This is a genomic window from Aliiglaciecola litoralis (assembly GCF_039523355.1).
GTDB classification, from domain to species: domain Bacteria; phylum Pseudomonadota; class Gammaproteobacteria; order Enterobacterales; family Alteromonadaceae; genus Aliiglaciecola; species Aliiglaciecola litoralis.
Genome location: NZ_BAAAFD010000002.1, coordinates 571,933 through 596,462 on the forward strand (window position 1 = coordinate 571,933; position 24,530 = coordinate 596,462).

Annotated in this window: 27 protein-coding genes; 19 read left to right on the forward strand and 8 right to left on the reverse strand. The window is 45.5% G+C overall.

Annotated features, from left to right (window positions below; genetic code table 11):
• The first annotated feature begins 7 nt into the window (after nt 1-7).
• From gspD to ABD036_RS06290, 11 genes are read left to right on the forward strand one after another with little or no spacing between them, the layout of a single operon-like run.
• Entirely contained in the window at nt 8-2,059 is a 2,052-nt protein-coding gene (gene gspD, locus ABD036_RS06240) for a type II secretion system secretin GspD (protein WP_343857644.1), read from the forward strand.
• Nucleotides 2,056-3,624, forward strand: coding sequence for a type II secretion system ATPase GspE (gspE, locus tag ABD036_RS06245; protein WP_343857647.1), 1,569 nt, complete (start codon nt 2,056-2,058; stop codon nt 3,622-3,624). The genes gspD and gspE overlap by 4 nt, the downstream gene beginning before the upstream one ends.
• Nucleotides 3,625-3,626: 2 nt before the next feature.
• Nucleotides 3,627-4,850 (forward strand): type II secretion system inner membrane protein GspF, encoded by a 1,224-nt coding sequence (gspF, locus tag ABD036_RS06250; protein ID WP_343857649.1) that lies wholly within the window; start codon nt 3,627-3,629, stop codon nt 4,848-4,850.
• Nucleotides 4,850-5,287, forward strand: coding sequence for a type II secretion system major pseudopilin GspG (gene gspG / locus ABD036_RS06255; protein WP_343857652.1), 438 nt, complete (start codon nt 4,850-4,852; stop codon nt 5,285-5,287). Before gspF ends, gspG begins: the two co-directional genes overlap by 1 nt.
• Nucleotides 5,288-5,308: 21 nt before the next feature.
• On the forward strand, nt 5,309-5,935 hold the full coding sequence (gspH, locus tag ABD036_RS06260; RefSeq protein WP_343857654.1) for a type II secretion system minor pseudopilin GspH: 627 nt from the start codon (nt 5,309-5,311) through the stop codon (nt 5,933-5,935).
• The gene (gspI, locus tag ABD036_RS06265) at nt 5,932-6,339 is read left to right on the forward strand and encodes a type II secretion system minor pseudopilin GspI (protein WP_343857656.1); all 408 of its coding nucleotides are present in this window, start codon (nt 5,932-5,934) and stop codon (nt 6,337-6,339) included. Before gspH ends, gspI begins: the two co-directional genes overlap by 4 nt.
• Nucleotides 6,340-6,342: 3 nt before the next feature.
• Nucleotides 6,343-6,969 (forward strand): type II secretion system minor pseudopilin GspJ, encoded by a 627-nt coding sequence (gene gspJ / locus ABD036_RS06270; RefSeq protein ID WP_343857658.1) that lies wholly within the window; start codon nt 6,343-6,345, stop codon nt 6,967-6,969.
• A 1-nt stretch (nt 6,970) separates the two neighbouring features.
• Complete coding sequence (gspK, locus tag ABD036_RS06275) at nt 6,971-8,068, forward strand: type II secretion system minor pseudopilin GspK (RefSeq protein WP_343857660.1); 1,098 nt, start codon at nt 6,971-6,973, stop codon at nt 8,066-8,068.
• Nucleotides 8,068-9,261, forward strand: coding sequence for a type II secretion system protein GspL (gene gspL, locus ABD036_RS06280; protein WP_343857662.1), 1,194 nt, complete (start codon nt 8,068-8,070; stop codon nt 9,259-9,261). The genes gspK and gspL overlap by 1 nt, the downstream gene beginning before the upstream one ends.
• A gap of 1 nt (nt 9,262) precedes the next feature.
• Nucleotides 9,263-9,742: a type II secretion system protein GspM gene (gene gspM, locus ABD036_RS06285; RefSeq protein ID WP_343857664.1), complete on the forward strand. Its 480-nt coding sequence runs from the start codon at nt 9,263-9,265 to the stop codon at nt 9,740-9,742.
• The gene (locus ABD036_RS06290) at nt 9,739-10,491 is read left to right on the forward strand and encodes a type II secretion system protein N (protein WP_343857666.1); all 753 of its coding nucleotides are present in this window, start codon (nt 9,739-9,741) and stop codon (nt 10,489-10,491) included. The genes gspM and ABD036_RS06290 overlap by 4 nt, the downstream gene beginning before the upstream one ends.
• Before the next feature lie 17 nt (nt 10,492-10,508).
• Here the strand turns inward: ABD036_RS06290 and yrfG are convergent, their stop codons facing one another.
• Entirely contained in the window at nt 10,509-11,192 is a 684-nt protein-coding gene (gene yrfG, locus ABD036_RS06295) for a GMP/IMP nucleotidase (RefSeq protein ID WP_343857667.1), read from the reverse strand.
• Between the two features lie 63 nt (nt 11,193-11,255).
• On the opposite strand from yrfG, the gene nudE reads away from it, so the two are divergent.
• From nudE to ABD036_RS06315, 4 genes are all read left to right on the forward strand, one after another.
• Nucleotides 11,256-11,837: an ADP compounds hydrolase NudE gene (nudE, locus tag ABD036_RS06300; protein ID WP_343857668.1), complete on the forward strand. Its 582-nt coding sequence runs from the start codon at nt 11,256-11,258 to the stop codon at nt 11,835-11,837.
• The gene (gene cysQ / locus ABD036_RS06305; protein WP_343857670.1) at nt 11,837-12,673 is read left to right on the forward strand and encodes a 3'(2'),5'-bisphosphate nucleotidase CysQ; all 837 of its coding nucleotides are present in this window, start codon (nt 11,837-11,839) and stop codon (nt 12,671-12,673) included. The genes nudE and cysQ overlap by 1 nt, the downstream gene beginning before the upstream one ends.
• Nucleotides 12,670-13,248: a YceI family protein gene (locus tag ABD036_RS06310; RefSeq protein WP_343857673.1), complete on the forward strand. Its 579-nt coding sequence runs from the start codon at nt 12,670-12,672 to the stop codon at nt 13,246-13,248. The genes cysQ and ABD036_RS06310 overlap by 4 nt, the downstream gene beginning before the upstream one ends.
• A 154-nt stretch (nt 13,249-13,402) precedes the next feature.
• Nucleotides 13,403-13,702, forward strand: coding sequence for a hypothetical protein (locus ABD036_RS06315; protein ID WP_343857675.1), 300 nt, complete (start codon nt 13,403-13,405; stop codon nt 13,700-13,702).
• 169 nt (nt 13,703-13,871) lie between these two features.
• Here the strand turns inward: ABD036_RS06315 and ABD036_RS06320 are convergent, their stop codons facing one another.
• The 5 genes from ABD036_RS06320 to ABD036_RS06340 form a co-directional block, all read right to left on the reverse strand.
• The gene (locus tag ABD036_RS06320) at nt 13,872-14,702 is read right to left on the reverse strand and encodes a substrate-binding periplasmic protein (protein ID WP_343857677.1); all 831 of its coding nucleotides are present in this window, start codon (nt 14,700-14,702) and stop codon (nt 13,872-13,874) included.
• Nucleotides 14,703-14,831: 129 nt separating this feature from the next.
• Nucleotides 14,832-15,044 carry a YheU family protein gene (locus tag ABD036_RS06325; RefSeq protein WP_343857678.1) on the reverse strand — a complete coding sequence of 71 codons (213 nt, stop codon included), beginning with the start codon at nt 15,042-15,044 and terminating at the stop codon, nt 14,832-14,834.
• Nucleotides 15,041-16,093, reverse strand: a complete 1,053-nt coding sequence (locus ABD036_RS06330; RefSeq protein WP_343857680.1) for a hydrolase — start codon at nt 16,091-16,093, stop codon at nt 15,041-15,043. The genes ABD036_RS06325 and ABD036_RS06330 overlap by 4 nt, the downstream gene beginning before the upstream one ends.
• Nucleotides 16,086-16,562, reverse strand: a complete 477-nt coding sequence (locus ABD036_RS06335) for a TIGR02444 family protein (protein WP_343857683.1) — start codon at nt 16,560-16,562, stop codon at nt 16,086-16,088. The genes ABD036_RS06330 and ABD036_RS06335 overlap by 8 nt, the downstream gene beginning before the upstream one ends.
• Complete coding sequence (locus tag ABD036_RS06340) at nt 16,549-18,486, reverse strand: ABC transporter ATP-binding protein (protein ID WP_343857685.1); 1,938 nt, start codon at nt 18,484-18,486, stop codon at nt 16,549-16,551. The genes ABD036_RS06335 and ABD036_RS06340 overlap by 14 nt, the downstream gene beginning before the upstream one ends.
• 104 nt (nt 18,487-18,590) lie before the next feature.
• Here ABD036_RS06340 and ABD036_RS06345 point away from each other — a divergent pair, with 104 nt between their 5' ends.
• Nucleotides 18,591-18,797, forward strand: a complete 207-nt coding sequence (locus ABD036_RS06345; RefSeq protein WP_343857686.1) for a YheV family putative zinc ribbon protein — start codon at nt 18,591-18,593, stop codon at nt 18,795-18,797.
• Nucleotides 18,798-18,839: 42 nt separating this feature from the next.
• Here ABD036_RS06345 and ABD036_RS06350 read toward each other — a convergent pair whose 3' ends face one another.
• Both ABD036_RS06350 and ABD036_RS06355 read right to left on the reverse strand, forming a co-directional pair.
• Nucleotides 18,840-19,055 carry a SlyX family protein gene (locus ABD036_RS06350; protein WP_343857689.1) on the reverse strand — a complete coding sequence of 72 codons (216 nt, stop codon included), beginning with the start codon at nt 19,053-19,055 and terminating at the stop codon, nt 18,840-18,842.
• 23 nt (nt 19,056-19,078) lie between these two features.
• On the reverse strand, nt 19,079-20,062 hold the full coding sequence (locus ABD036_RS06355) for a WD40 repeat domain-containing protein (RefSeq protein ID WP_343857691.1): 984 nt from the start codon (nt 20,060-20,062) through the stop codon (nt 19,079-19,081).
• A gap of 165 nt (nt 20,063-20,227) precedes the next feature.
• Between ABD036_RS06355 and bamJ the strand changes: the two genes are divergently transcribed.
• The 3 genes from bamJ (at nt 20,228) to ABD036_RS06370 (ending at nt 24,429) form a co-directional block, all read left to right on the forward strand.
• Nucleotides 20,228-20,962: a BamJ family beta-barrel-assembly machinery protein gene (gene bamJ, locus ABD036_RS06360; RefSeq protein WP_343857693.1), complete on the forward strand. Its 735-nt coding sequence runs from the start codon at nt 20,228-20,230 to the stop codon at nt 20,960-20,962.
• A gap of 545 nt (nt 20,963-21,507) precedes the next feature.
• On the forward strand, nt 21,508-21,981 hold the full coding sequence (greB, locus tag ABD036_RS06365; protein ID WP_343857695.1) for a transcription elongation factor GreB: 474 nt from the start codon (nt 21,508-21,510) through the stop codon (nt 21,979-21,981).
• A gap of 114 nt (nt 21,982-22,095) precedes the next feature.
• The gene (locus ABD036_RS06370) at nt 22,096-24,429 is read left to right on the forward strand and encodes a Tex family protein (protein WP_343857696.1); all 2,334 of its coding nucleotides are present in this window, start codon (nt 22,096-22,098) and stop codon (nt 24,427-24,429) included.
• Nucleotides 24,430-24,530: the final 101 nt, after the last annotated feature.

Consider the following 24,530-nt stretch of genomic DNA (forward strand, 5'->3'; position numbering starts at 1 on the left):
AAACTCTATGAGGCAAACAAGCCGCAGTAAATTTAAAGGCTTATGTTTGGCAGCGTGCGCAGCATTAATCTCTGTCTCTTTTGCCGTGTCGGCAGCAGAGTATTCGCCTAATTTTAAAAACACTGAAATTTCTGAATTCATCAACATTGTTGGCAAAAATTTAGAAAAAACCATCATAGTTGACCCTAATGTGCGCGGTAAGATCAGCGTGCGTAGCTATGATTTGTTAACCGAAGAGCAATATTACCAATTTTTCCTTAATGTTCTGCAAGTGTATGACTTTGCCGTGGTCGAAATGCCCAGTGGTATTCTCAAAGTAGTGCGCTCGAAAGATGCTAAAACGTCGAACATCCCCGTAGTACAAGGCACCTTGTTTGATGGTGATGAAATGATCACCCGCGTGGTACCGGTATACAATGTGCCAGTTAGAGAGTTAGCCCCCATTTTACGTCAGCTTAATGACCAAGCCGGTGGGGGTAACGTGGTCAGTCATGATCCATCAAACGTGATGATGTTGACCGGTCGTGCGGCCGTGGTAAATCGCTTAGTAGAAATCATCGAACGAGTTGACCAAGCCGGTGACGAAGAAGTTGAAATTGTGAAACTCAAATATGCTTCTGCATCAGAGATGGTCAGGATCATTGAAAATATTAACAAGAGCGCCAATAAACAGCAGGGCTCAGGCAAATCTGAACCTCGTGTCGTTGCTGATGACCGCACCAACAGTGTAATCGTGTCGGGAGACAACAAGGGCCGTAAACGTCTTATCAATCTGATCACTAAAATGGATCAGGAGCTGGAAACCAGCGGCAATACGCGGGTTATTTTTGTTAATTACGCGAAAGCTGAAGAGCTCGTCAAAGTGCTACAAGGTGTGAGTGCCAGCATTCAAGCTGAAGAGCAAGGTGCGGCTGGCGCCAGTACACGCGGTCGCAGTTCCAATAACCGTGAAATCAGTATCGATGCACATCCTGATTCTAATGCGCTGGTGATCACCGCCGAGCCCGACATGATGCGTTCTCTTGAAGAGGTCGTGCGTCAGCTGGATATTCGACGTGCGCAGGTCACCGTTGAAGCCATAATTGTCGAAGTGTTCGAAGGCGACGGCACCACATTGGGCGTGCAATGGGCTAGTGAAAAAGGCGGCGGACAGCAGTTTAACAATGGTGTGATTGGTATTGGTGCATTGGGCGTAGCCTTGCGTGAAGCTGAAGACACGGTGAATGATATCAGTACGATTACCGCTAACGGCGAAGTCGTAACCAGTACCGAAACGGTTGAAGGTAATCTAACACCTTTGGCAAGCTTGCTGGGTGGCCTCAACGGCTTCTTGGTCGGTGTGGTTAAAGATGGTTGGGGAGCAGTACTACAAGCAGTGAGTACAGATACCAATTCAAACGTGTTATCGACTCCTCACCTAACCACCATGGACAACGAAGAAGCGTTTTTCATTGTCGGGCAAGAAGTGCCTATTATTACGGGGTCTTCTACTGGCTCAAACAACGCCAATCCCTTTCAGACCGTCGAGCGTAAAGAAGTGGGTATCAAATTGAAAGTAACACCGCAGATTAACGAAGGTAACGCGGTGCAAATGCTGATCGAGCAAGAAGTGTCCAGTGTCAGTGGTGCAACCTCGGTAGATATCGCGATCAATAAACGTGAAATCAAAACCACGGTGATCGTTGATGACGGCGGCACCATAGTGTTAGGCGGTTTAATAGACGAAGAAGTACAAGAAAGCGTGTCTAAAGTGCCACTTTTGGGTGACATCCCGTTTTTTGGTAACTTATTTAAATCTACCACCACCAGCAAGCGCAAACGTAATCTAATGGTGTTTATCCGTCCCACTATCGTCCGTGATGGTGTGACTATGAACAAGATCAGTCATAAGAAATATAACTTTATTCGCGCTCAACAATTAAAACGTCAAGCCGAAGGCATCGCATTAATGCCGTTGACCGACAGCCCGACGTTGCCTGAATGGGACGATGCGTTGTCATTGCCGCCCACGTTTGAAGAGTATTTGTTGAAGAAAGACGAGGAAAGTAAAAACGAATGAGCACCGAAACAGCGACACAGGCTGCGCTCGATGCCTCAGGCACCAATCTTGATCCAGAGCGCTCCGAACAAGCAATGGAAGAAATTGAACACGAGCCACATAAACAGCTAGCGTTCAGTTTTGCCAAACGACACAAAGTGCTACTAGACACTGGTGAAGAACCTACGGTGCTTTATCACACTGCAAATACTGATTTTTCAGTATTTATCGAAGTGCGCCGTTTCTTGCAAAGCGACTTTGTGCTGCGCGAAATTCCAGACGAGCAATTTGAAGATCTACTCACCAAAGCCTTTCAACGTGATTCATCTGCCGCTAAGCAGTTAATGGAAGACATAGGTAATGAGAGCGATCTTTTTGCGCTTGCCGAAGAGCTTCCAGATACCGAAGACTTGCTCGAAAATGAAGACGACGCGCCTATTATTAAATTGATTAACGCCATGCTGGGCGAAGCAATCAAGGAAGGCGCCTCTGATATTCACATCGAGACGTTTGAAAACCAATTAATTGTGCGTTTTAGAGTTGACGGTGTATTGCGTGAAATTCTGCGCCCCAACCGCAAGCTTTCCACCATGCTGGTCTCGCGTATCAAGGTAATGGCCAAACTCGACATCGCAGAGAAGCGGGTACCGCAAGATGGCCGGATCACCTTACGTATTGCCGGTCGCGCGGTAGATGTGCGGGTCTCGACAATGCCATCTAGTCATGGTGAACGGGTGGTATTGCGTTTACTCGATAAGAACAATGCTCGCTTGAATTTAACTGATTTAGGCATGACTCAAGAAAACCGCGCTCACTTTTCTAAATTGATCCGTAAACCACACGGTATCATCTTAGTAACCGGACCAACGGGTTCAGGTAAAAGTACCACCTTGTATGCCGGTCTTTCTGAGATTAACTCTAAAGATCGTAATATTTTAACGGTCGAAGATCCTATCGAATTTGATTTACAAGGCATTGGCCAAACTCAAGTGAATCCTCGCGTAGATATGACCTTTGCCCGCGGGCTAAGAGCGATTCTGCGGCAAGACCCTGACGTGGTAATGATCGGTGAAATACGCGATTTAGAAACGGCGCAAATTGGCGTGCAAGCCAGTTTAACCGGTCACTTAGTGTTATCGACTTTACACACCAATACGGCGTCTGGCGCGATTACGCGTCTAGAAGATATGGGCATTGAGCCCTTCTTACTGTCCTCAAGTTTGCTCGCTGTATTATCACAACGCTTGGTAAGAACCTTGTGTGAAGATTGCAAAGTGCCTCACCTGCCAAGTGAAGCCGAATGCCAGATTTTAGGTTTAAGCACGACCGATAACAGTCATCAAATATACAGTCCAAAAGGCTGTGCAGCTTGTAATCAAACGGGGTACCGTGGCCGAACCGGTATCCATGAGCTTTTGATTGTTGATGAAGGCATTCGCGAGTTGGTGCATAACGGGCATGGCGAACAAGCCATCGAAAAATACATACGTCAGAATACCCCCAGTATTCGCGAAGACGGCTGTCAAAAGGTTCTCAAAGGTTACACCTCACTAGAAGAAGTGTTGCGTGTTACTCGGGAGGATTAGTCTTGGCGGCTTATGCATACAAGGCCCTAAATGAAAAAGGTCGTAACAAAAACGGCGTTTTAGAGGGTGATAACGCAAGACACATTCGACAACAACTGCGCGAATTGGGATTGATTCCGATCGAGGTGGAGCAAGTTGCTGAAAGTGAAAGGCGTGCCAACAAACGTAATATTAGCCTTTTTCAACGAGGAATTTCAGCCAGCGATCTTGCGCTGCTAACCCGTCAAATTGCGACCCTCATTGAATCTGCCCTACCCATAGAAGAAGCGTTATTAGCAGTGGCAGAGCAATGTGAAAAGCCACGGCATAAAAATATGATGATGGCAGTACGCAGTAAAGTGGTTGAAGGGCATTCATTGGCCGATGCAATGGCAGAGTTCCCCCATGTGTTTGATGAGCTGTTTCGCGCTATGGTGGCCGCAGGTGAGAAATCGGGTCACCTTGATACCGTTCTCAACCGACTCGCCGATTACACCGAAAAACGTCAGCAAACGCGCAGTCAAATCACCCAAGCGATGGTCTATCCCTCGCTGATGATGTTCTTCGCGTTTGGCATTGTGTTTTTGCTCCTCACGGTGGTGGTACCCAAAATTGTTGGTCAGTTTGACAACATGGGACAAGACCTACCCACCATTACCCGCGTATTGATCTCAGTAAGTGAGTGGTTACAAAGTTATGGCCTGATCATGATCGCCTTAATAGTGGTGCTGATATTGGTTGCTCAGCGCATGGTGCAAAAACCGGCAATGAAGAAACGCTATCATCAATTCATCTTGAAATTGCCGTTGATTGGCAAAGTCTCCAAAGGCCTCAACACCGCGCGGTTTGCCAGTACCTTGAGCATTCTTAACGCCAGTGCAGTGCCTTTGTTAGAAGCGATGCGTATAGCTGGGGACGTTTTGGAAAATGTACACATTCGTGAAGCTGTGGCTCAAGCCGCAGTCAATGTTAAAGAAGGCTCAAGTCTACGCGCGGCCTTAGAAAAAACCCGCATGTTCCCACCGATGATGATGCATATGATTGCGTCGGGAGAACGCAGCGGCGAACTACAACAAATGCTCAAACGAGCGGCAGATAATCAAGATAGGGAATTTGAGGCGCTCGTTGGTGTCTCACTTAAGGTGTTTGAGCCAATTTTGATTGTCTCTATGGCGGCCGTGGTACTGTTTATTGTACTGGCAATTCTGCAACCCATTTTAGCGCTTAACAATATGGTGAATATGTAATGAAAGTGACAACCCAAAAACAAGGTGGCTTTACTCTAATCGAAGTCATGGTCGTGTTATTAATTATTGGTATTATGGCTGGTTTAGTTGCGCCGCAAATCCTCGGCTCACAAGAGGAAGCTCAGCGTAAAGCCGCTGCGGTAGACATACGTTCGTTAGAAAGTGCCTTAACCCGCTACAAGCTTAGCAACAATCGTTTCCCCACCACCGAGCAGGGTCTGGATGCGCTGATCAATCAACCTACTATTGAGCCGATCCCACGCAATTATCCGCAAGGCGGCTATATTACCAGTCTGCCTGATGATCCTTGGAACAATCCCTATCAATTGCTCAGCCCAGGCGAAATTGGCGTGATTGATGTGTTCTCCAACGGACCTGATGGTGAGCCAGGTACCGATGATGATATTGGTAACTGGAACCTGAACGAATACCTGTAATTGTTTAACGGCGGTCACCTCATGCCAGCGTCACGATTTCGGCCTCAATCCGGCTTTACCCTAATCGAGATAATGGCAGTATTAGCTATCATTGGCATAGTGGTGAGTATGGTGACCTTTAAAAATTTCGGCACTACACCAACTGAAGAGCTCGAAAAGCAAGCCAAGCGTTTTCAAGTCATTGTCGATATGGCGTCAGATTACGCAGTGCTCAACCAGCAAGAGATAGGCATTCGAATTGAGCCTAAGACTAACGAGTACGTGTTTATGTGGCTCGATGATAAGCAAAATTGGCAACTGCTGGAAAACGAAGTGGCCTTTGCTAAATATCAATTACCTGAGCCCTTCACTCTTGCTTTGGAATTAGACGATTTACCTTGGATAGAAGAAGACAATCTGTTTAGTGACGGTATTTTTGACGAAACATTATCCTTTGATGAAGATCGTGTTGAAATTGGCAAAGAAGAAGAGCAGAAAAAACTGCCGCCACCGCAAATTTTACTACTCTCAAGCGGCGACATCACTCCGTTTAGCCTAACCATGATCTACGAGCCCGAATTTAGCGAAGACAATCCGGTGTATTATCAGTTAAATGCCGAAGATGTGGCGCCGATTAAACGCGTTGGTCCTTTGGACGCCATACCATGAGACGTGTTGCCATGAAACCTAGCCAAATCGGCTTTTCTGCCGCAGGCTTTACCTTATTAGAAGTGCTTCTTGCCGTGGGCATTTTTGCCATTACTGCCACGGCAGTAGTGAAAGCTGCCTCTGATCACCTAAACGGTGTAGTGCAAATTGAAGAGATCACCTTTGCCACTTGGGTTGCCAATAACCGATTGACCGAAGTACATATCGAGAAAAAGTGGCCACCTAAAGATGCCGAAAAAGGTGAAGTAAACATGGCTGGCCGAACTTGGTATTGGCAACAAAAAGTACTTAAGACACCCGACAAAGATCTGCTGGGAATAGAGATCCAAGTGGGCTTAGATGAAGACTATCAACGCACCACGACGTCCGTCACCAGTTACCTCGCCAAACCCGGGGCGCCCTAGCTGATGAGCAGAATCAACCGAGGTTTTACCTTGCTCGAAATCATGATTGCGATGGCAATCTTTACCTTGATAGGGTTTGGCTCCACAGCGGTGCTCACCGAGGTGATCGAGAGTAACCAAATATCTGAAGCGCGCTTCGATAGTCTGCAAAAGCTGCAACGAGCCATGTTGGTAATAGAACGAGACGTGCTGCAAGCGGTGCCGCGTGCAATCCGCATTGAAGGTCAAAACAATGCCATTGTTATGCGTGGCGACAAAGACTTATTTGAGAGTCAGGCAGATGGCTTAGGATTTGTCCGTGCAGGGTGGCAAAATCCGCGTTTGATGTTACACAGAAGCACTTTACAAGGGGTTGCCTACCGTTTATCTGAAGGCAGATTAGAACGGCTATATGGTAACTACGTCGACAATGTGTCCGGCTTCGAGCCCAAAATCAGAGTGCTGCTTTCTGATGTAGAAGACTTTCAAGTGAATTTTTTAGTGGCCCCCGATGAAGATCCAAGAGATCAGGAAAACTGGGAAGAAAAATACACAGGCACGGAACTGCCCGCAGCCATTTCTATTACCATAGAAAGTAAAGAGTTCGGCACTATACACAGGTTGTTTTCCGTTGGTGGAGGCGCTGTTTAGTATGCCGACTCAACCAAAAGCACTACATAAACAATCTGGCGTTGCATTAATTGTGGTGCTGATGCTAGTCGCACTGGTAGTGATCATTACTGCCGATATGGCATCGCGATTACAACTACAAGTCACCCGTGCCAGTAATATCAAAGACAACAATCAAGCCTATTGGTACGCCATGGGTGCCGAACAGTTTGCGCAAAAGTCGATTCTCGCGCTGCTGCAAAAAAATGAGAATGTGATCTCTTTAGAGGGTGACTGGTCGCAAGAATTCACCTTTCCACTGGAAGGCGGCGGAATTCAGGCACAATTACTCGATATGCAAACCTGTTTCAATCTCAATGCGGTCAACGCAGTCAATAGCAGTGAGGATTCTGATAGCAGTCCCAATACAGGTACACCAACGTCCCCCACAGATGCTAACGGTCAACAAAACCAAAATAAGCCACAACCCGTGACTAGAACACAACCTGAGTTAGGTGCGGCCCCCGAAGAAGCCATCGCCTTTGCGCGCCTACTACAAAATGCGGTCCCAGAGTTGGACAACTACAGCGTTGAAGTGGTGCGTGATTCATTGATAGATTGGTTGGACAGTGATGATAACCTCAGCCAAAGTGGTGCTGAGGATGCCGATTATGCGGCGCTAGTAAATCCGTATTTGGCTGCCAATGCTAATATGGTCAGTAAATCAGAGTTTCGGTTAGTCAATGGTGTTCAAGCCCAATGGGTAAACCAGTTATTGCCGCAGATATGCGTGATCCCAAAACTCAACGAACTTAAAATTAACGTCAACACGGTTGTTGAAGAGCAAGCGCCGGTGCTGGCTGCCCTTACTGGTGCGTCAGTGGCTGAGATCCAAACCTTGATCAGTAATCGCAGACCCAGCGGATATGAGAATATTCAAGATTTCTTATCGGAAACCCTGTTTAGCAATTATCCGCTAAACGCGGTTCAACAATCCTGGTTCGATGTTAAAACAGAATACTTTTTATTACACACCAAGACCCGCTACAATAACGCATCGTTTGCCATGTCCTCGCTATTTAAAGTACAAGACAAGCAGAAAGTGACTGTGATTAGGCGTGAGTTCGGAGGAAAGCTTTAATGGAAAATCTTGTTATCCGGTTAGGATCAACTACCAATGACCCCGTGCATTGGTTGGTATGGTCTGGCCATGAACAAGAGATTATTGCCTCAGGCGTTTTAGAAAACGCAGAGCAACTATCTTCTTTGTCTCAACGTGCTGGGCAACGTCCAATCACGGCCTTGGTGCCTGGTTGTGATTTTTTGCTTAAATGGGTCACCTTGCCAGCCAAAGCGTCGCGTAAAGTACTCAGTGCCATCCCTTTTATGTTAGAAGAAGATTTAAGCTCAGATATCGGCGACCACTTCTTCGCATTAGGAGACAGACAAGCAGAACAACAAGCCGTCGCTGTGGTTAATCACAACAAGATGCAAGATTGGTTAAGCGCAATCCAAGCTGCCAATTTGTATTGCGATAAAATGTTACCCGATATTTTAGCCCTGCCTTATCAAGAAGATACCTGGAGTTTGGTGACCTTAGGCCAACAAGCCATTGTTCGACAAGATCAGTGGCAAGGATTACAAGGCGACATGAGCTGGGTGTTACCGGCTATTGAGCATTTTGCCAAGCAACAAACCGTGCCATTGAAAATAGCCAATTACAGTGGTGAAAATATTGCCGCCTTGGCCAATGTTACCGCCGAAGATCAACCGCTCGATATGCCCATGCAGTTGCTCGCGACAGGCGCACTAAAAAGCCAATTCAATTTATTGCAGGGCGTGTATAAACCGAATACCCGTAGCACCGGAAAATGGCGGCAGTGGCGGGTAGCGGCGGTGCTAGCTGTAGTCGCTTTATTAGTAACCTTAGTGGATAAAAACATCGAGCTGAATCGTCTTGAGCAACAAAGTGACGAATTAACCGCACAAATGCACGCTGAGTTTAAGCGCGCCTTCCCGGATCTAAGAAGACCGATCAACATCAGGCGAGTAATGGAAACTAACATGGCCAAACTGGAAAATGGCGGTGGAAGTGTGTCGATGTTGGCGGTCATGTCACAATTAGCCGATGCCTTTGCAAGCAGCGATGTGAAACCTCAGACCATTCGCTTTGACAGCACTCGCTCAGAATTACGGATGCAGGCTGTAGCTAGCAAGTTTGAACAGTTAGAATTGTTCAAACGCTTAGCCGAAGAAAAAGGCTTCGAAGTGCAACAAGGTGCGATAAACAGTAAAGACGACCAAGTGATTGGTTCATTGTCGATCAGGAGTTAACATGAATGACCTACTAGAAAAATTCAATCAACTCAGTGATCGTGAAAAGCTGCTGGTCTCTATCTCGGGCGCCTTAGTGGTTATTTTCCTATTTTATTATGTTCTGTGGTCACCGATGAACTCGGCATTGGAAAAGCAGCGCAATCTTGTTACTTCCAAACAAGCCGACTTGGCATGGATCCAGAAAAACGCCAATCGTGCAGTGCAATTGCGCACAGGCTCAGACACAGCAACGCGCTTTGCTGGCTCGCTACCGCAAGCTGTAAATCAAACCGCAAGCCGCATCAATATCACCATTTCCCGCATGCAGCCCCAAGGCGAAGAATTGAAGGTGTGGGTAGACCAAGCGCCCTTTAACGATGTAGTAAGTTGGTTGCAAAATATGGAAAACCAAGGCATTCGTATTATTAACGTCGATCTTGCTGAAGCAAATGCGCCCGGTATGGTCAAAGTCAGAAGTTTACAGTTAGGGAAGTCATGAGTCGAATCGTTAAATGGAGTCTTTTGGGGTTGCTGGCCTATCTGGTTTTCTTAATTGTAAAGCTGCCAGCTAGTCAGGTCGTTCATCGAATTAATCACTCAAACGAAGTGGTTATCAGCGATGTACGCGGCACTATTTGGAATGCCACCGCCAGTTTGCTGATCGTCAATAATGTTGCCATAGAACGAGTATCATGGAAAACCTCCTTCTGGTCACTGTTGGTCGGCAATGTCACCTTGGATATCAAGGGCGGCAATCTGCGAGCCAGTGATAAAGTTTCGGTGCAAGGCCCAGTCACGATCAGCCTATTCGATCCAACCCATATTCGAGCCTCGGATCTAAACATTTACGTACCCGCCAACATGGTTATCGCACAGGTAACCTTACCTGTTACTGTTGATGCCGGCGGTCGATTCAAAATACAAATTAAGGAGTTAGATTATCATCAAGCATGTGTAACCCTTGAAGGCAAAGGACAATGGTTGAATGCCGGAATTGAAGGCTTAGGGGAGCCATTGGAGCTTGGCAACTTTGATGCAGATCTAAGCTGCATCGAAAATGACATACTGGTGCGAATTAAACCACCCAATATTTTTAACCTAAGTGCCGATGCTCGCGTACCAATGAACTTGGCTGTGTCAGTAAATGGCCGCTTCAAGCCCGATGACTCTTTACCTAAACAAGTTAAAGATGCGGCTAATTTCTTTGGTCGTCCTGACGCCGATGGCTTCTACAACATTAAACTCTAGCCAGGTTCATTTGGTCGCTAAGAATTAAAGGGTTGTTCAATAATATCGTTGAGTAACACCCGATAATCATGCACTGCAGGGAATGCGTCAATTTGACGTATTTCTTCCTGACTGTCCGGATTACTCACCGCCAGTAGATGCTGAATGCCAAAATCCTGTGCAGACTGCAAAATATTCACACTGTCATCGACAAACAGAGTTGTCTTGGGATCAAATCCCAAACGCTTATGTAAGCGTTGCCACAATAGTTGCGACTCCTTAGTTACGCCAAATTCATGGGTCGAGATCAAGGTATCTATGTGGCTATCCAATTTCGTGTGCTCTACTTTCAAAGACAAACTATCAGGGTGAGCATTGGTGACTAACACCACTTCTCGGCCACTTTTGTGCAGTGCGTCTAAAAAAGGCAACGTGTCGGGGCGTATACTTATCAAATGCTCAATCTCGCGCTTGGCTTCCATGATGTTCATATCGAGCCGATCGGCCCAATAGTCCAAGCAATACCAATTAATCGTCCCCATCACTTTTTGATATTCCTGATGAATATATTCTTTGGCTTGGTGCAAAGAAATACCACGGTTTTGGGCAATTTTTTGCGGCACGACTTCCATCCAAAAGTGGTTATCAAAATGCAAGTCCAGCAGAGTTCCATCCATGTCGAGCAAAACAGTGTTAATTTGAGTCCAGGGCAACATTGGCAAGTGAGTGATCCTTAGGTTAAAGTAGAGAGCAATTCAGCAGTATCAGTTTAACGTGATAGGTTAATGAATAAAATAGACCCCGACAAACCACTTCCACAAATTCATCAACGAGAAATCGTTGCCAAAAGCGGATTATTCCGAGTTGAGCGGGTCGATTTAGAATTTTCCAACGGTGCTACACGACAATTTGAACGCATGGCTGGCTCAGGAAGGGGAGCGGTGATGATAGTGCCTTTCATCAACCCGGAGACTTTTTTACTCATTCGTGAATACGCTGCGGGCACACATTCCTACCAAATTGGGTTTCCTAAAGGGTTGATTGATCCGGGCGAAACGCCATTGCAGGCCGCAGATAGGGAACTCAAAGAAGAAGCGGGCTATGGTGCAAAATCGCTCACCGAAATACACAAAGTCAGCATGGCACCGACGTTTTTTGACGCACAAATGAATATTATACTGGCAGATGGGTTGTATCCCTGCCGACTTGAAGGTGACGAACCTGAACCTCTGGAAGTCATTGAATGGTCAATCCACAATATTGATGCGTTATTAGCCAGAGACGATTTTATTGAAGCACGATGTATCGCTGCGCTATTCTTAGTGCAGAAACACTTACATAAGCAAACCATATCTGAGGAAAACTGATGCCAGAGGATCCCCGTCAAGCGTTGCTAGAAATTGCCAAAGATGCCGCAATAAAAGCGGGTAAAGAAGTGTTGCGTATTTATGATAGCGGCGACTTCAAGTCCTATGAAAAAGAAGATGAGTCTCCAGTCACCTCAGCAGACTACAAAGCCAATGAAATTATTCTGGCGCTGTTACACGAGCAAACTCCAGACATACCTATCATGTCTGAAGAGTCAAACAACGGTACTTTAGCAGACCGACAACATTGGCAACGTTATTGGCTCATTGATCCTATCGATGGCACTCAGGAGTTTATCGCCAGAAGTGGCGATTATGCCGTCAATATTGCGCTGATTGAAAACAATGAACCTGTACTAGGCGTGATCTATTGGCCTCCAGGTGAAACCCTGTATTACGCATCAAAAGGCCATGGAGCCTTTAAATCAAGTCCACTTGAAAGTAAACAAATCTTCGTTAGAGAGTTTGATGAGCCTGCTGAGGATGTTGTTGTCATCGCAATTAGTCGCCGACAATCAAGAGAAAAAGTCATGTCACGGATGAGCAGTGAACGCACTTATCAAACGCTTCCGCTTGGCAGTTGCTCACTAAAAGCCTGCTTTATTGCCGAAGGTAAAGCAGATGTATTCCTGCGCATTGGCGTGACGGGTGAATGGGACACAGGCGCTTCACAATGCATAGTGGAAGAAGCCGGCGGTAAAATTTTGTCAGTGGATTTTGCACCTCTTACCTACAACCAACGTAACAGTACTGAAAATCCAGATTTTATTGTCATGGGTGACAAGCAAATCAATTGGACCGATGTCGTCAAAGCGGAAATAGGAAAGAAAAAATGAGAACTATCAGTCTATTATTAGTTTCACTGTTATCGATAACCTATAGCACTGCTAGCTATGCGGGTTGGTCATTGGAAAATCAGCTTTCAACCCTCAATTTTATGTCGACTAAAAATCAACATATTACCGAAAGTCACAGTTTTACCCAATTCTCCGGCTCATTAGATGATTCTGGCCGTCTTGAGGTAACTGTTGAATTAAAATCCGTTGAAACCAACATCCCTATTCGTAATGAACGTATGCAAGAGCATTTGTTTGAGGTCAATACCAGCCCCAGTGCCAAACTCGTTGCCCAGGTGCCTAAAGCCGTGCTTTCCATGGCAGCAGGGGAAACGCGCTCAATCTCATTGGATACCAAGATCACTATCAAAAACGTGACCGCTGACTATCCAGTTCAAGTGAGAGTCACGAAAGACAAAGATGGCCGCCTAGTGGCAACCACAATCAAACCAATCATGATCCAAGCCCCCAAACACGGGTTGGTGTCAGGCCTAGGCGTACTCAAAGAAATAGCGGGCCTGAAAAGTATTGGCTTCACAGTGCCCGTATATTTTTCAGTGGTCTTCAGTAAATAAAGAAGGGGGCGGGCTGAAGACGCTATCAATTCAGTTCCGCTTAATTGTTAGCCTTACTATTTTTATTCGCGTTTTCTGCCCAAAAGGTCTATAAGAAGAAGGTGATGTATAGGAGTTGTTGCTACTAAGGATAAACTAACCTGAGGAACAGACTATGCAAACTCTCCCGAAGCAAAAAGGAATTACCCTGATTGCCGCCATTCTCCTCGCTCTAGCCGCCGCTGCATTAGCCGCGTTGTTGTCCGGATGGTATTCCGCGAATGCAGTCGCTCACGGTAATCGTTGCACCCGAGACATGCTTCGGATGCAAACAGATGAAAATTTATATAATCAATCGGTTGCCAGTGGCAGCCCAGATGTTGCCTTGTGTAATAAGATTAATAACGCCATCGATCAATACAATAAAACCTGTGGCAGTGATTTTGGGACCTTCCCCAGAAAAACCTGTGGTTGATGAAACATAGGGCCGGATTGAATATTTTTTGAGTTGTTCAGGCAAGGTGACAAGAATGACGAATAGTCAATTCGCCGCTTTTATTTCAATGAATAGATGCGCTGCTACTTGCCCAATCAAGATGCAACTTGATGATCTTAAGCTACTTTAATTACAGCGTTCAGGTTAGTTACTCTTTGTGGGTTTGTAACTTGGGCGCATCAGAATGGCTTGTTAGGTGTTCCTCTATGCCGTAACTTAGCATGATAGACGTTAATGCCCCTGAGTCTTTGAGCAATCGAACTTCTCGATCGAATGCGTCGCGCAGCGTATGGCCTAATTCATCCGGCGAAAAAGCCATATACAAATGATCGTGACGGTCAATACTGTGCATATTAACCTTATCCATAACCCCCATTGACGACGCCATATAATGGGCTACGAAGTAATTTTCTGGAAACACATCGATACTGCCTCGATTCAACATCACTAATAAGGCTTTCACCGAAGCGTAGTGATTTAATATAACGAGGCGGTCATTTTTGGACTTTCTTTTGGCAATGTACTGGTCAAGCGGTCCATTTAAGTCATAGGTATAATTCGCGATTACCCCTAGGATCAAACTTTCTAACGTGTTGAACACTTGATCGTTGTCGAATAATTGATCTTTACGAACGACCAATACGGTCCTATCAATCGCTATTAATTCTTTGCTTAAAATAGTTTTACCATGATTAGTAATGCTAGCGGCAATAATTGCTTGGGCTTGACTCTTTTCAACAAGGTCGACAGATTTTTGCCATCCCAATGGGTAAAACACAGGCTCAGTCCCTAGTTTGCGAAATACACGTTTAGAAACCTCAACCAAGTAACCCGGCTTGTCACTGGTCACATCGCAAATATAAGGGCACCACTCGTCTGTAGCTATAGTGATTTTTGCGGGTAACTGAGTACTTTCAGCATGTGCTGTACCCAACAACGTGGTTAACAAAACACAATAGTAAGCAAGAATCTTGATCATATATTCCTTAATTTAGCTAAGTCGTCCTACCAAAGTAATTAGAGTGTACCTAATTCGACAGTGAGTACCAATCAGCAGAATTATTGTAGACAAGGATAAGGATGAATTAAAAAGATACAACCCGATTTTTTAAAGTTGGTCTTTGCGGACAATGTTGATGGTCTCATGAAGTTCTGAATACTGAATCAGTACTTCACCACTTTGCAGTTGCCTCATTACGTGCTCAACCTTTTCGGAAAGCGTGTATTCCAGCTCACCATAGTCTGTTCCTTCTCGTAAAACAAAGGACTCTACAAGGTTGTTTAGCGTGTCTTGGGGGATTTCTGAGATAGGGATTATCATTCAGCTTTTGCTACCGGGGCTGCATAAGGAGAGATAAAGTCACTCACTCGCTGATGAAACCAGATCCGAGGATTCCATGGAGTGCCCTGCATGAATCCAACATGGCCACCGGAGCGACTTAATTCGAATTCTACTTTGTCAGACAAGTCATGCTCTTCGGGTATGACGGCTTCATTCATAAAAGGATCGTCGACTGAATGCAAGATCAAGGTGGGTGTGTCTATGCTTTTCAAAAATCCAATTGCGCTGCATTTTTGATAATAATCATCGGCATTGGCAAAACCATGCAGTGGGGCGGTTACATGTTCGTCAAACTCTCGGAAACTCTGTAGATTAGCCACTTGTTGATCTTTAATTGCCAGCAATCCCTGATAGTCAATGGTGCGCATTTTGGTGCGTAGGGTAGATACCATGCTTTTAAGCAAATAGTTCTGATACACCCGCGAGAACCCACGGCCAATACTTTTGGCGCATTCATCGAGTTTTAGTGGAGCAGAGATGGCGACGGCCGCTTTTAAAAATCGTTGTGAGGGGTTTTCACCTAACAATTTGAGTAGCATATTCGCTCCCAAGGAAAATCCAATAGCGACTTTAGGTAGCTGAGGAAATTTGTTGTCTAGCCATTCTAAAAAATAACTGGCATCTTTGGTTTCACCGGAATGATAGGCTCGAGCGGTGCTATTGGCTTCGCCACCACAACCGCGAAAATGCATTAGCACGGTTTGCCAACCCTGCCCCTGCAGTTGTGCCATAAGATCATTGGCGTAATGAGATTTCACCGATCCTTCGAGTCCGTGGAATACCACGGCCAAGCCTTTAGCTTGGGCAACTTTTTCAGGTTGTCCCCAGACTAAATTAACAAAGTCAGTGTCAGGTAGCGTTAAGCGCTCGCTTCTAACCTTTAACGGTTGCCGGCGCTGGATAAAGCGAGGCCATAAAGTTTGTATATGGCGGTTTCGCGCCCACAGCGGCGGCGCAAAATCGCTGAACTTGATTCGACCTTTAGCAGCGGCTTTACCACTGCTTAAATGTGCGGGCTTGTCAGTCATCTATGTAAATTTTCTCATCCGTAATAAGTAGCTGCAATGTTGTTAGTAATTTTTGCAGGTTTGGATCACCTTTGTGGTGTAAACAATGATAGTAGACATCGAAATTGCTCTGTTTGTGGCGCTGAATTTTTAATCCTTGCACCGTCTCTATCAGCAATTGTTGTTGTTGTTGCTCATACTGTAACTCATGTTCAAGCAATTGCTGATAACGATTTTGATCAACCTCTTTAGCGGCTTTGCGCTGCGCTCGCACACTCTGTGTTAGTGCGTCTAAGTCCTTAATGGCAAACTGTAATTTATTAAAGTGTTCCGCACTTAAATACACGCCGCTATTGTCTAAGTATCCACATAACAGCAGTAAGTTTACGTTAAGTTGTGCTTCGTCCTGTAATCTCAAGCACAGCTGTTTAACCGCATCTTCACTGTAAACGCGGATTGAATAGTGCCAAAAATCCTCACTCGAAAGCATGTTGTTGTTCGAATTCCTGTTGCTTTGTTTCAAGTTGTTCCTGAGCATCTAACCATTGCATTTCAATTTCTTCCAATTCGCTTTTCACTTTACCCTGATCCACCAGCAACTGCTTCATTTTCGATTTATTCTGCTCAGTGTAGATTTCGGGGTCAGCCAGCTCGGCATCAATTTTTGCCAACGACTGAGTCAATCGCTGCATGTGTTTCTCTGACGACTCAATCTGTTTTCGTAAAGGGCCGGTTGACTGTCGAAACTCTGCTTCCAAGCGTTTCTGGTGCTTGCGATCTAGTTTAGGTGCCGCCCCCTGTTCAGCGCTGGAGGCGTCATTTTGGGCATTTATTTTGCTGTTCTTAGCATCATTAAGCAACCAATCTCGATAGTCGTCGAGATCACCAGAAAAAGGCTCAACACGCCCCGCATCGACCAGATAAAAATCATCACACACCGAAGACAATAAAAAGCGGTCATGGGACACAATCACCATCGCACCTTCAAAGCTTTGTAATGCCAGATTAAGCGCATGACGCATGTCTAAGTCTAAATGGTTGGTTGGTTCATCGAGCAGTAACAAGTTAGGTTTTTGATATACCAGTAGCGCCAGCACCAAACGTGCTTTTTCACCACCGGACATAGGTGCGACCTTGCCAAGTGCCTGCTCGCCATGGAATCCAAAGCCGCCTAAATAGTCACGTAAGCTTTGTTCGGTGGCTTTTTTGTCTAAGCGGTAAAGGTGGTCAATGGCAGAATCATCAGGCCTTAGAAATTCCAATTGGTGCTGCGCGAAATACCCGATGCGCAAGCCCGCCGAGGTCATATAATCGCCACTCATCGGGGTCTTTTCATTGGCTAGCAATTTAATCAGGGTAGACTTACCCGCACCGTTGCGACCCAATAAACCGATTCGACTGCCAGGTACTAAATTTAAGTGCAAACTGTCGATGATCACCTGTTCGCCGTACCCGACCCTTACTTGCTCCATTTTTACCAGTGGATTAGGCAATTTTGGCGGCTGGAAAAATTCGAACGAAAATTGTGAATCAGCATGGGCCGGCAGTAAATCTTCCATTTTTTCCAATTGCTTGATCCGGCTTTGTGCTTGCTTGGCTTTGCTGGCTTTAGCTTTGAATCTATTGATGAATGACTCTAAATGGGCAACTTTAGCCTGTTGCTTTTGATACTCCAGGTCTTGAAGGCGTAAGCGCTCAGCCCGCTGCTTTTCAAAGGCTGCGTAGTTACCGGTGTAGCTGACTAATTGTTGTTGTTCAACACTGACTATTTCATCTACTGTGCTATCTAAAAAAGACTTATCGTGAGAAATAAGTACCAAGGTACCTGTGTATCGAGCCAACCAGCGCTCTAACCAGATAACCGCATCTAAGTCTAAGTGGTTAGTGGGCTCATCCAGCAGCAGTAGATCAGAATGACACAACAATGCCTGAGCTAGGTTAAGACGCATGCGCCAACCACCCGAGAAATCGGTCACCGGAGATTGCATTTTGTCGTGGCTAAAACCTAATCCGGCCAGAATGGTTGCCGCGCGCGACTCCATGTCGTAAGCTCCGGCATGTTCAAGTTGACCATGCAGCAATGCGATCTGCTCACCATCGTGGTTTTGTTCGGCGATGGCAAGTTGTTGCTCTAGTCGTCGATAGCCTAAGTCGCCATCGATCACATAGTCAACGGCGCTGCGGTTTGAGGCCGGTGTTTCTTGCGCGACCGAGACAATTTGCCATTGCTTAGGCAATTGACATTCACCCGCATCTTGATGAAGCTCACCTCTAAGCAGCGCAAACAAACTCGACTTACCACAGCCATTCGCGCCAATCAGGCCCACTTTATGGCCTGGGTATATAGTCGCAGAGGCTTTATCTAACAGTACTTTAGTACCGCGTAACAGTGTTAAGTCAGAAATTTGGATCATTGGACAACTTTACTAATCAAAAATCGCATAATTGGCGTAGTATATCACCGAGCCCGCCGTTATCTCTATTTGATAAGGCGCATATCACTATTTAGCGAGAAACAATGAATAAAAAGACTAAAAAACGCTTCGTCGCCGGAGCCATCTGCCCTAAATGTAAAGCGATGGACACCATCATGTTATTCTTCGAAAATAATATTGAAAAATTAGAGTGTGTCCAATGTGATTATCACGAAGTGCAGACCGAAGAAAAAATCGACCAAGCCAAGCGTCAAAATGAAAGTGTGATTGGCGTGTTTAAGCCTGATTAGTCCGCTTCGTTAAATCAACACACCAGTGACTCAGATTGATCCTCAATAGTGTGGTGGTGGCGCTTCTTCTGACGCATCGGCCAAATTTGACGGTTCTAGCTGCTTCACCTTATTGACCATCTGCTTAAGCTGAAAGCTGATTTTATCGATTTGTAACTGTTGGTCCGCGAGCGCCTGATTCAACTGTTCAATAGTATCTTCTTGAAACGCGACTTGAGTCTCTAAACTGGCTATTTGACTTTGAAGATCTTCGTTCATCTGGGTAAGTCCTGTCATGCTTATTAGTATTTCCAGTATTCTGCTAAACCGCTACTGCTCACGGTCATTATTTGATTGTCTTGGATAAAACTTGCCGCGTAAATAATCGCGCTTTGCGGCTGCGTGCCGACTTTGGGTGATACCCGCCACTCTTGCACTTCACTGCCGGTTTGTACCGACCATAGATTCAATGCTCGGCCAGGCGAACCTGTTATTAAATATTGGCCATCATCGGAGAAAGTCGCTGAGCTGAAGATTTTTTGTCGTTGTATATAACTCAGTTGACTGATTTCTTCACCTGTTTGCAAATCCCAAATTCGTGCCCCGCGTTTACTGTCTGCAGTAAATGCAAATCGCCCTTCATCATCCAACGCAACTTTAGTAACGCGACTGGTATGAGTAAATCGATGAATCACCTGACCGCTGCGAGTATCCCATAAATAGGCAATATAATCATTGCTGCCCGTTAGTGCGTAGTAGCCATTGGGCGAAAGATCCACGCTGTTTATTTTTTCCTGATGGCCTAAGAATTCTAATCGGCGACCCGTTTGCGGTTCAAAAAACATGACTTTCCCGTTTCCTCTACCGACTAAGATGCCTCGGCCACCATTTGACACCGCGATGTCTCGTACACTGGCCTCGTCAATTCGCCAAAAGCCCACGGGCTCTCCATTTGATAAGTCCCACAACGCAAACGCCTCCCTGTCAGCCGTCACCACATGAGAGTTATCTGCAGCAATATGCACCAGCCCAACCGTATTGCTATTAGCCTCGCCTTCTTCTTCATGGCTCCACTTATAACGCTGTTGCTCGGTTTTCATATCCCACACCAAAATACCCTCTTGAGAGGTGGAAATAACCGCCAATGAACGATCTGCGGAGATATCGGCCATATAGGCACCTTCCACCGCAAGTCGCAGGGTTTTTTCAGGTTTACTGACAGTGCCACTGCAAGCGGACAAAAGACTCAACAGCATAAATGAAACAATAATATTGGGCTTATTCATGGTTTTATTGGATTACCCTTGTTTTGTAGATTGATTTGCTGAAACTGGGGTTTGTTTATTTAGCCACTTCCATTAGTATAAGCGCTTAAAATCACTATATCTAATCACAATTTGTTTCTGTCTCGTAGCAAACTTATTGATTTATTTACGTTTTGGAGAAATATAATGAAAAAGGCAGCTATTGCTTTTGTGGTCGCTTCTGTATTTGGTTTAAGTGCTTGTCAGCAACAAAGTGCAGATCCAATGAAAGTTGAAGAAATTACCTTTGAAAATGAGCAACAGAAACAAGCTTATGCTTTTGGTGCCAGTGTCGGTAGCTTTGTTGAGCAACGAATTCAAGAACAAACCGAAATCAACGTTGAGCTAGACAAGGATATGATCCTAAAAGGCTTCAATGCGGCAATGCGCGGTGAAGCACAATTTGACCTTGCCACTATTCAAACCTTAAACAATGACTTGGACAAAGTCATGAAGCAAGCTGAAGCGGCTAAAGCTGAGTTGAACGTTGAAAAAGGTAAGGCTTGGTTGGCCGAAAACGCTAAGAAAGAGAATGTGATCGTAACTGAGTCTGGTTTACAGTATGAAGTGCTTGTTGCTACAGAAGGTGATAAACCAGTCGCTCAAGATACGGTAAAAGTACACTACCGCGGCACGTTACTGGATGGGACAGAATTTGATTCATCATATTCTCGCAACGAACCTGCTGTTTTCCCTCTTAATCGCGTGATCAAGGGTTGGACAGAAGGTGTTCAATTAATGAGTGTTGGTTCAAAATTCAAGTTTTATATCCCATCTGACTTGGCCTACGGATCACGTGCTACTGGCAAAATCACGCCTAATTCAACCTTGATTTTTGAAGTTGAATTATTGGAAATCATGAATAAGCCAGCGACTAATTAATCGTCGCCTAAGCGCACCAAATGAAAAGCCGGAGACCAATAATGTCTCCGGCTTCTTTTTTAGCTTACTCAGCTGTTTCCATGCTGAACCTAGTCCTACACTCATATTGGTCTTTGTTTTCGACCTTAAGGCCCAGATAAACTCCGGGTTAAGTAGCTGCCAGATTGTAGATAGTTTCTACACCCCGAACGGGATGCCTGAAACAGACGTTCTTGCCTCGAAAATTAATGTTAAAATGTAACCTCGATTTTGAAACGTTGGATCTGAATACACTGTAATAAGTCGACAGCAATGCCAATTACAGCGCGCTTTTTAAACGACTTGAATACAAAAATATGGTTGCATCATGTTGTCGCTTAACTGTCTTTAAGGTTAGTTGAAAGTTCACCATTATGCCCACATAAATGTGCTGTTTTTTGGAACAATTTCGACTAATAAATTAGCGTTTATAATGAATAATTAGAAGGGAATTGAGCTATGCGTTGGCAATTTACAGGTAACTATTTGTTACGTATGGCAACTTTCTGTCAAGTGAGGATTTTTGATTGAGAACCCCGTTGATCACCCGCAAAGGTTTCCGCCAATTGCAACAGGAACTCGATCACCTATGGCGCGTTGATCGTCCAGAAACCACCAAAAAAGTGACTTGGGCTGCGAGCTTGGGAGACCGAAGTGAAAATGCCGACTACCAGTACAATAAGAAACGCTTGCGCGAGATCGACAGGCGCATACGATACTTAAGTAAAAGCATCGAAAATCTCAAAGTCGTCGATTATTCACCCGAACAAGATGGCTATGTGTTTTTTGGTGCATGGGTAGAAATCGAAAATGAACAAGGTAAAACCCTACGGATACAAATTGTTGGCTATGATGAAATTTTTACCCGTAAAGATTGCATTTCGATTGATTCTCCGATGGCCCGCGCGCTACTCAAAAAGCAAGTCGATGATGAAGCGGAAGTGCGCACAGAAGCGGGACATTTTGTTTGGTTGATAAAATCTATCGAATATGAAAAATAACCAGCATAAGTGTTTTTAAACGCGCAACACACTGGTAAAGTTGCGCCTGAAAATTTAATGGCTTGAGGTAAAGCGTCCACGTTTTGCACTCAGTAGCCCTATCTAAGGTCGATTATGATCATCAAAAAAATTGCCGACGAATTACAGGTTGGGCAACACCAAATTCAAGCCGCGGTCACTCTTCTTGACGGCGGTGCTACCGTTCCTTTTATTGCGCGTTATCGTAAAGAAGCCACTGATGGCTTAGACGATATTCAGTTAAGAGCATTGGAACAACGACTCGGTTATTTGCGAGAAATGCAAGAACGCATGGGTGTGATCCTCAAGTCAATTGATGACCAAGGCAAACTCACCGATCAACTTAAAGCTCAAATCACTTCGGCAGAAAACAAAACCGAGCTTGAAGATTTATATTTACCTTATAAACCCAAGCGTCGCACCAAAGGCCAAATTGCGATTGAAGCCGGTCTTGAACCGCTGGCAGATGCATTGTTTGGTAATCAAGATTTAGTACCCGAACAAGCGGCACAAGCCTATATCGACGATGCAAACGGGATTGCGGATGAAAAGGCTGCATTAGAAGGTGCCAAGTTCATTTTAATGGAGCGTTTTGCTGAAGACGCCACCTTGTTACAAAAGATCCGTCGTTATTTACTGAAGAACGCTCACATCCGCAGCACTGTGCAAAAAGGTAAAGAAAAGGAAGGCGCGAAATACAGTGACTACTTTTCTCACAGCGAAAAAGTCAGCGCTATCCCCTCTCATCGCGCGCTAGCGATGTTCCGCGGACGAAATGAGGGGATTTTACAAGTCAACTTAGACGCAGATCCGAACAGTGAAGAAGGCGTTAGGAGCTCCCATTGTGAACAAATCATCGCTGAACATCTCAATCTACGCTTTTCCGGAAAAGCAGGGGATGCGTGGCTAGCGTCTACCGTTCAGTGGACCTGGAAAGTTAAAATTCATTTGCACATGGAAACCGAAATATTTGGTACGGTACGAGAAAAAGCAGAGACCGAAGCCATTGAGGTATTTGCCCGCAACCTAAATGATTTGCTGATGGCGGCGCCAGCCGGTGCGAAAGTGACTATGGGTCTAGATCCGGGGTTACGCACAGGCGTTAAGGTTGCGATTGTAGACACCACCGGTAAAGTACTTTCTACCAACACGATTTTTCCTCATGCCCCTCAAAATTTGTGGGATAAAGCCCAACGCACCCTATTGCAACTGTGTAAGCAGCACAAGGTGCAGCTCGTCAGCATAGGAAATGGCACAGGCTCCCGTGAAACAGATAAGTTGGTGGCGGAGCTAATGAAAGCGAACCCCGAGCTTGGACTTAAGAAAATCGTGGTTAGCGAAGCTGGGGCGTCTGTTTACTCTGCTTCGGAATTAGCTTCCAAAGAATTTCCCGACATGGATGTGTCACTGCGTGGCGCCGTGTCGATTGCCAGACGACTACAGGATCCACTTGCCGAGCTGGTCAAGATAGAGCCCAAAGCCATTGGAGTGGGGCAATATCAACATGACGTTAGCCAAAGTCATTTGGGTAAGTCGTTAGAGCGCGTCATTGAGGATTGTGTAAACGCAGTAGGGGTTGACCTGAATACCGCCTCAGCGGCGCTGTTGTCCCATGTATCCGGACTTAATCGCACGTTGGCGCAGAACATTGTGATGTTTAGAGACCAACATGGTGCCTTCAAACAACGTCAAGAACTGTTAAAGGTAGAGCGCTTAGGCCCTAAAGCCTTTGAGCAGGCCGCCGGATTTTTACGCATTGTAAATGGTGCGAATCCGTTGGATAAATCTGCGGTTCACCCAGAGGCCTATCCGGTCGTGAACGCTATCGTCGACACCACCGCTTGCGCAGTCAACGACTTAATCGGCAACGTGGAAGTATTGAAAGCGCTCAATCCCAATGATTATACTAACCAAGAGTTTGGTCTCCCCACCGTCACTGACATCATTAAAGAATTAGAAAAGCCAGGACGGGATCCTCGTCCAGAGTTTAAAACGGCAACCTTTAAAGATGGCGTCGAAAAGATCTCCGATTTGGTTCCTGGCATGATCTTAGAAGGCGTCGTGAGTAACGTGGCTAACTTTGGCGCCTTTGTCGACGTTGGCGTACATCAAGATGGCTTAGTGCACATTTCGGCGATGACTAATAAATTCATTTCGGACCCCAGAGAAGTGGTCAAAGCAGGTGACATTGTTAAAGTAAAGGTGTTAGAAGTAGACGAATCGCGTAAACGTATCGCCTTTACGATGAGGTTAGACGAATCCCCTAGCTCTTCGGCCCAACGAAAGTCAGAGCCTGCTAAACCGTCCGCTAAACAGAGTAAAACGCGCAAACCTGATCGTTCGCGCAATCCATCAGCTCGCAACCAGTCAGGCAATGCGGCGATGGGAAATGCGTTTGCGGATGCCTTTGCTAAAGCAAAGAAAAAGTAAGCGAGCTCAATTTCGAGCAAAGAAGTGGGCCAGTTCAAGGAAACACAACGAAAAAAGCTCGCTCAAGGATAGGTCAGGCGTCTTGGTTGGTTAACCCCAAA

Bases quoted from the DNA above. Each gene is read 5' to 3' on its own strand.
- gspD (WP_343857644.1), top strand. From the start codon at position 8: ATGAGGCAAACAAGCCGCAGTAAATTTAAAGGCTTATGTTTGGCAGCG.
- gspE (WP_343857647.1), top strand. From the start codon at position 2,056: ATGAGCACCGAAACAGCGACACAGGCTGCGCTCGATGCCTCAGGCACC.
- gspG (WP_343857652.1), top strand. From the start codon at position 4,850: ATGAAAGTGACAACCCAAAAACAAGGTGGCTTTACTCTAATCGAAGTC.
- gspH (WP_343857654.1), top strand. From the start codon at position 5,309: ATGCCAGCGTCACGATTTCGGCCTCAATCCGGCTTTACCCTAATCGAG.
- gspI (WP_343857656.1), top strand. From the start codon at position 5,932: ATGAGACGTGTTGCCATGAAACCTAGCCAAATCGGCTTTTCTGCCGCA.
- gspJ (WP_343857658.1), top strand. From the start codon at position 6,343: ATGAGCAGAATCAACCGAGGTTTTACCTTGCTCGAAATCATGATTGCG.
- gspK (WP_343857660.1), top strand. From the start codon at position 6,971: ATGCCGACTCAACCAAAAGCACTACATAAACAATCTGGCGTTGCATTA.
- gspL (WP_343857662.1), top strand. From the start codon at position 8,068: ATGGAAAATCTTGTTATCCGGTTAGGATCAACTACCAATGACCCCGTG.
- gspM (WP_343857664.1), top strand. From the start codon at position 9,263: ATGAATGACCTACTAGAAAAATTCAATCAACTCAGTGATCGTGAAAAG.
- ABD036_RS06290 (WP_343857666.1), top strand. From the start codon at position 9,739: ATGAGTCGAATCGTTAAATGGAGTCTTTTGGGGTTGCTGGCCTATCTG.
- nudE (WP_343857668.1), top strand. From the start codon at position 11,256: ATGAATAAAATAGACCCCGACAAACCACTTCCACAAATTCATCAACGA.
- cysQ (WP_343857670.1), top strand. From the start codon at position 11,837: ATGCCAGAGGATCCCCGTCAAGCGTTGCTAGAAATTGCCAAAGATGCC.
- ABD036_RS06310 (WP_343857673.1), top strand. From the start codon at position 12,670: ATGAGAACTATCAGTCTATTATTAGTTTCACTGTTATCGATAACCTAT.
- ABD036_RS06315 (WP_343857675.1), top strand. From the start codon at position 13,403: ATGCAAACTCTCCCGAAGCAAAAAGGAATTACCCTGATTGCCGCCATT.
- ABD036_RS06320 (WP_343857677.1), bottom strand. From the start codon at position 14,702: ATGATCAAGATTCTTGCTTACTATTGTGTTTTGTTAACCACGTTGTTG.
- ABD036_RS06325 (WP_343857678.1), bottom strand. From the start codon at position 15,044: ATGATAATCCCTATCTCAGAAATCCCCCAAGACACGCTAAACAACCTT.
- ABD036_RS06330 (WP_343857680.1), bottom strand. From the start codon at position 16,093: ATGACTGACAAGCCCGCACATTTAAGCAGTGGTAAAGCCGCTGCTAAA.
- ABD036_RS06335 (WP_343857683.1), bottom strand. From the start codon at position 16,562: ATGCTTTCGAGTGAGGATTTTTGGCACTATTCAATCCGCGTTTACAGT.
- ABD036_RS06340 (WP_343857685.1), bottom strand. From the start codon at position 18,486: ATGATCCAAATTTCTGACTTAACACTGTTACGCGGTACTAAAGTACTG.
- ABD036_RS06345 (WP_343857686.1), top strand. From the start codon at position 18,591: ATGAATAAAAAGACTAAAAAACGCTTCGTCGCCGGAGCCATCTGCCCT.
- ABD036_RS06350 (WP_343857689.1), bottom strand. From the start codon at position 19,055: ATGAACGAAGATCTTCAAAGTCAAATAGCCAGTTTAGAGACTCAAGTC.
- ABD036_RS06355 (WP_343857691.1), bottom strand. From the start codon at position 20,062: ATGAATAAGCCCAATATTATTGTTTCATTTATGCTGTTGAGTCTTTTG.
- bamJ (WP_343857693.1), top strand. From the start codon at position 20,228: ATGAAAAAGGCAGCTATTGCTTTTGTGGTCGCTTCTGTATTTGGTTTA.
- ABD036_RS06370 (WP_343857696.1), top strand. From the start codon at position 22,096: ATGATCATCAAAAAAATTGCCGACGAATTACAGGTTGGGCAACACCAA.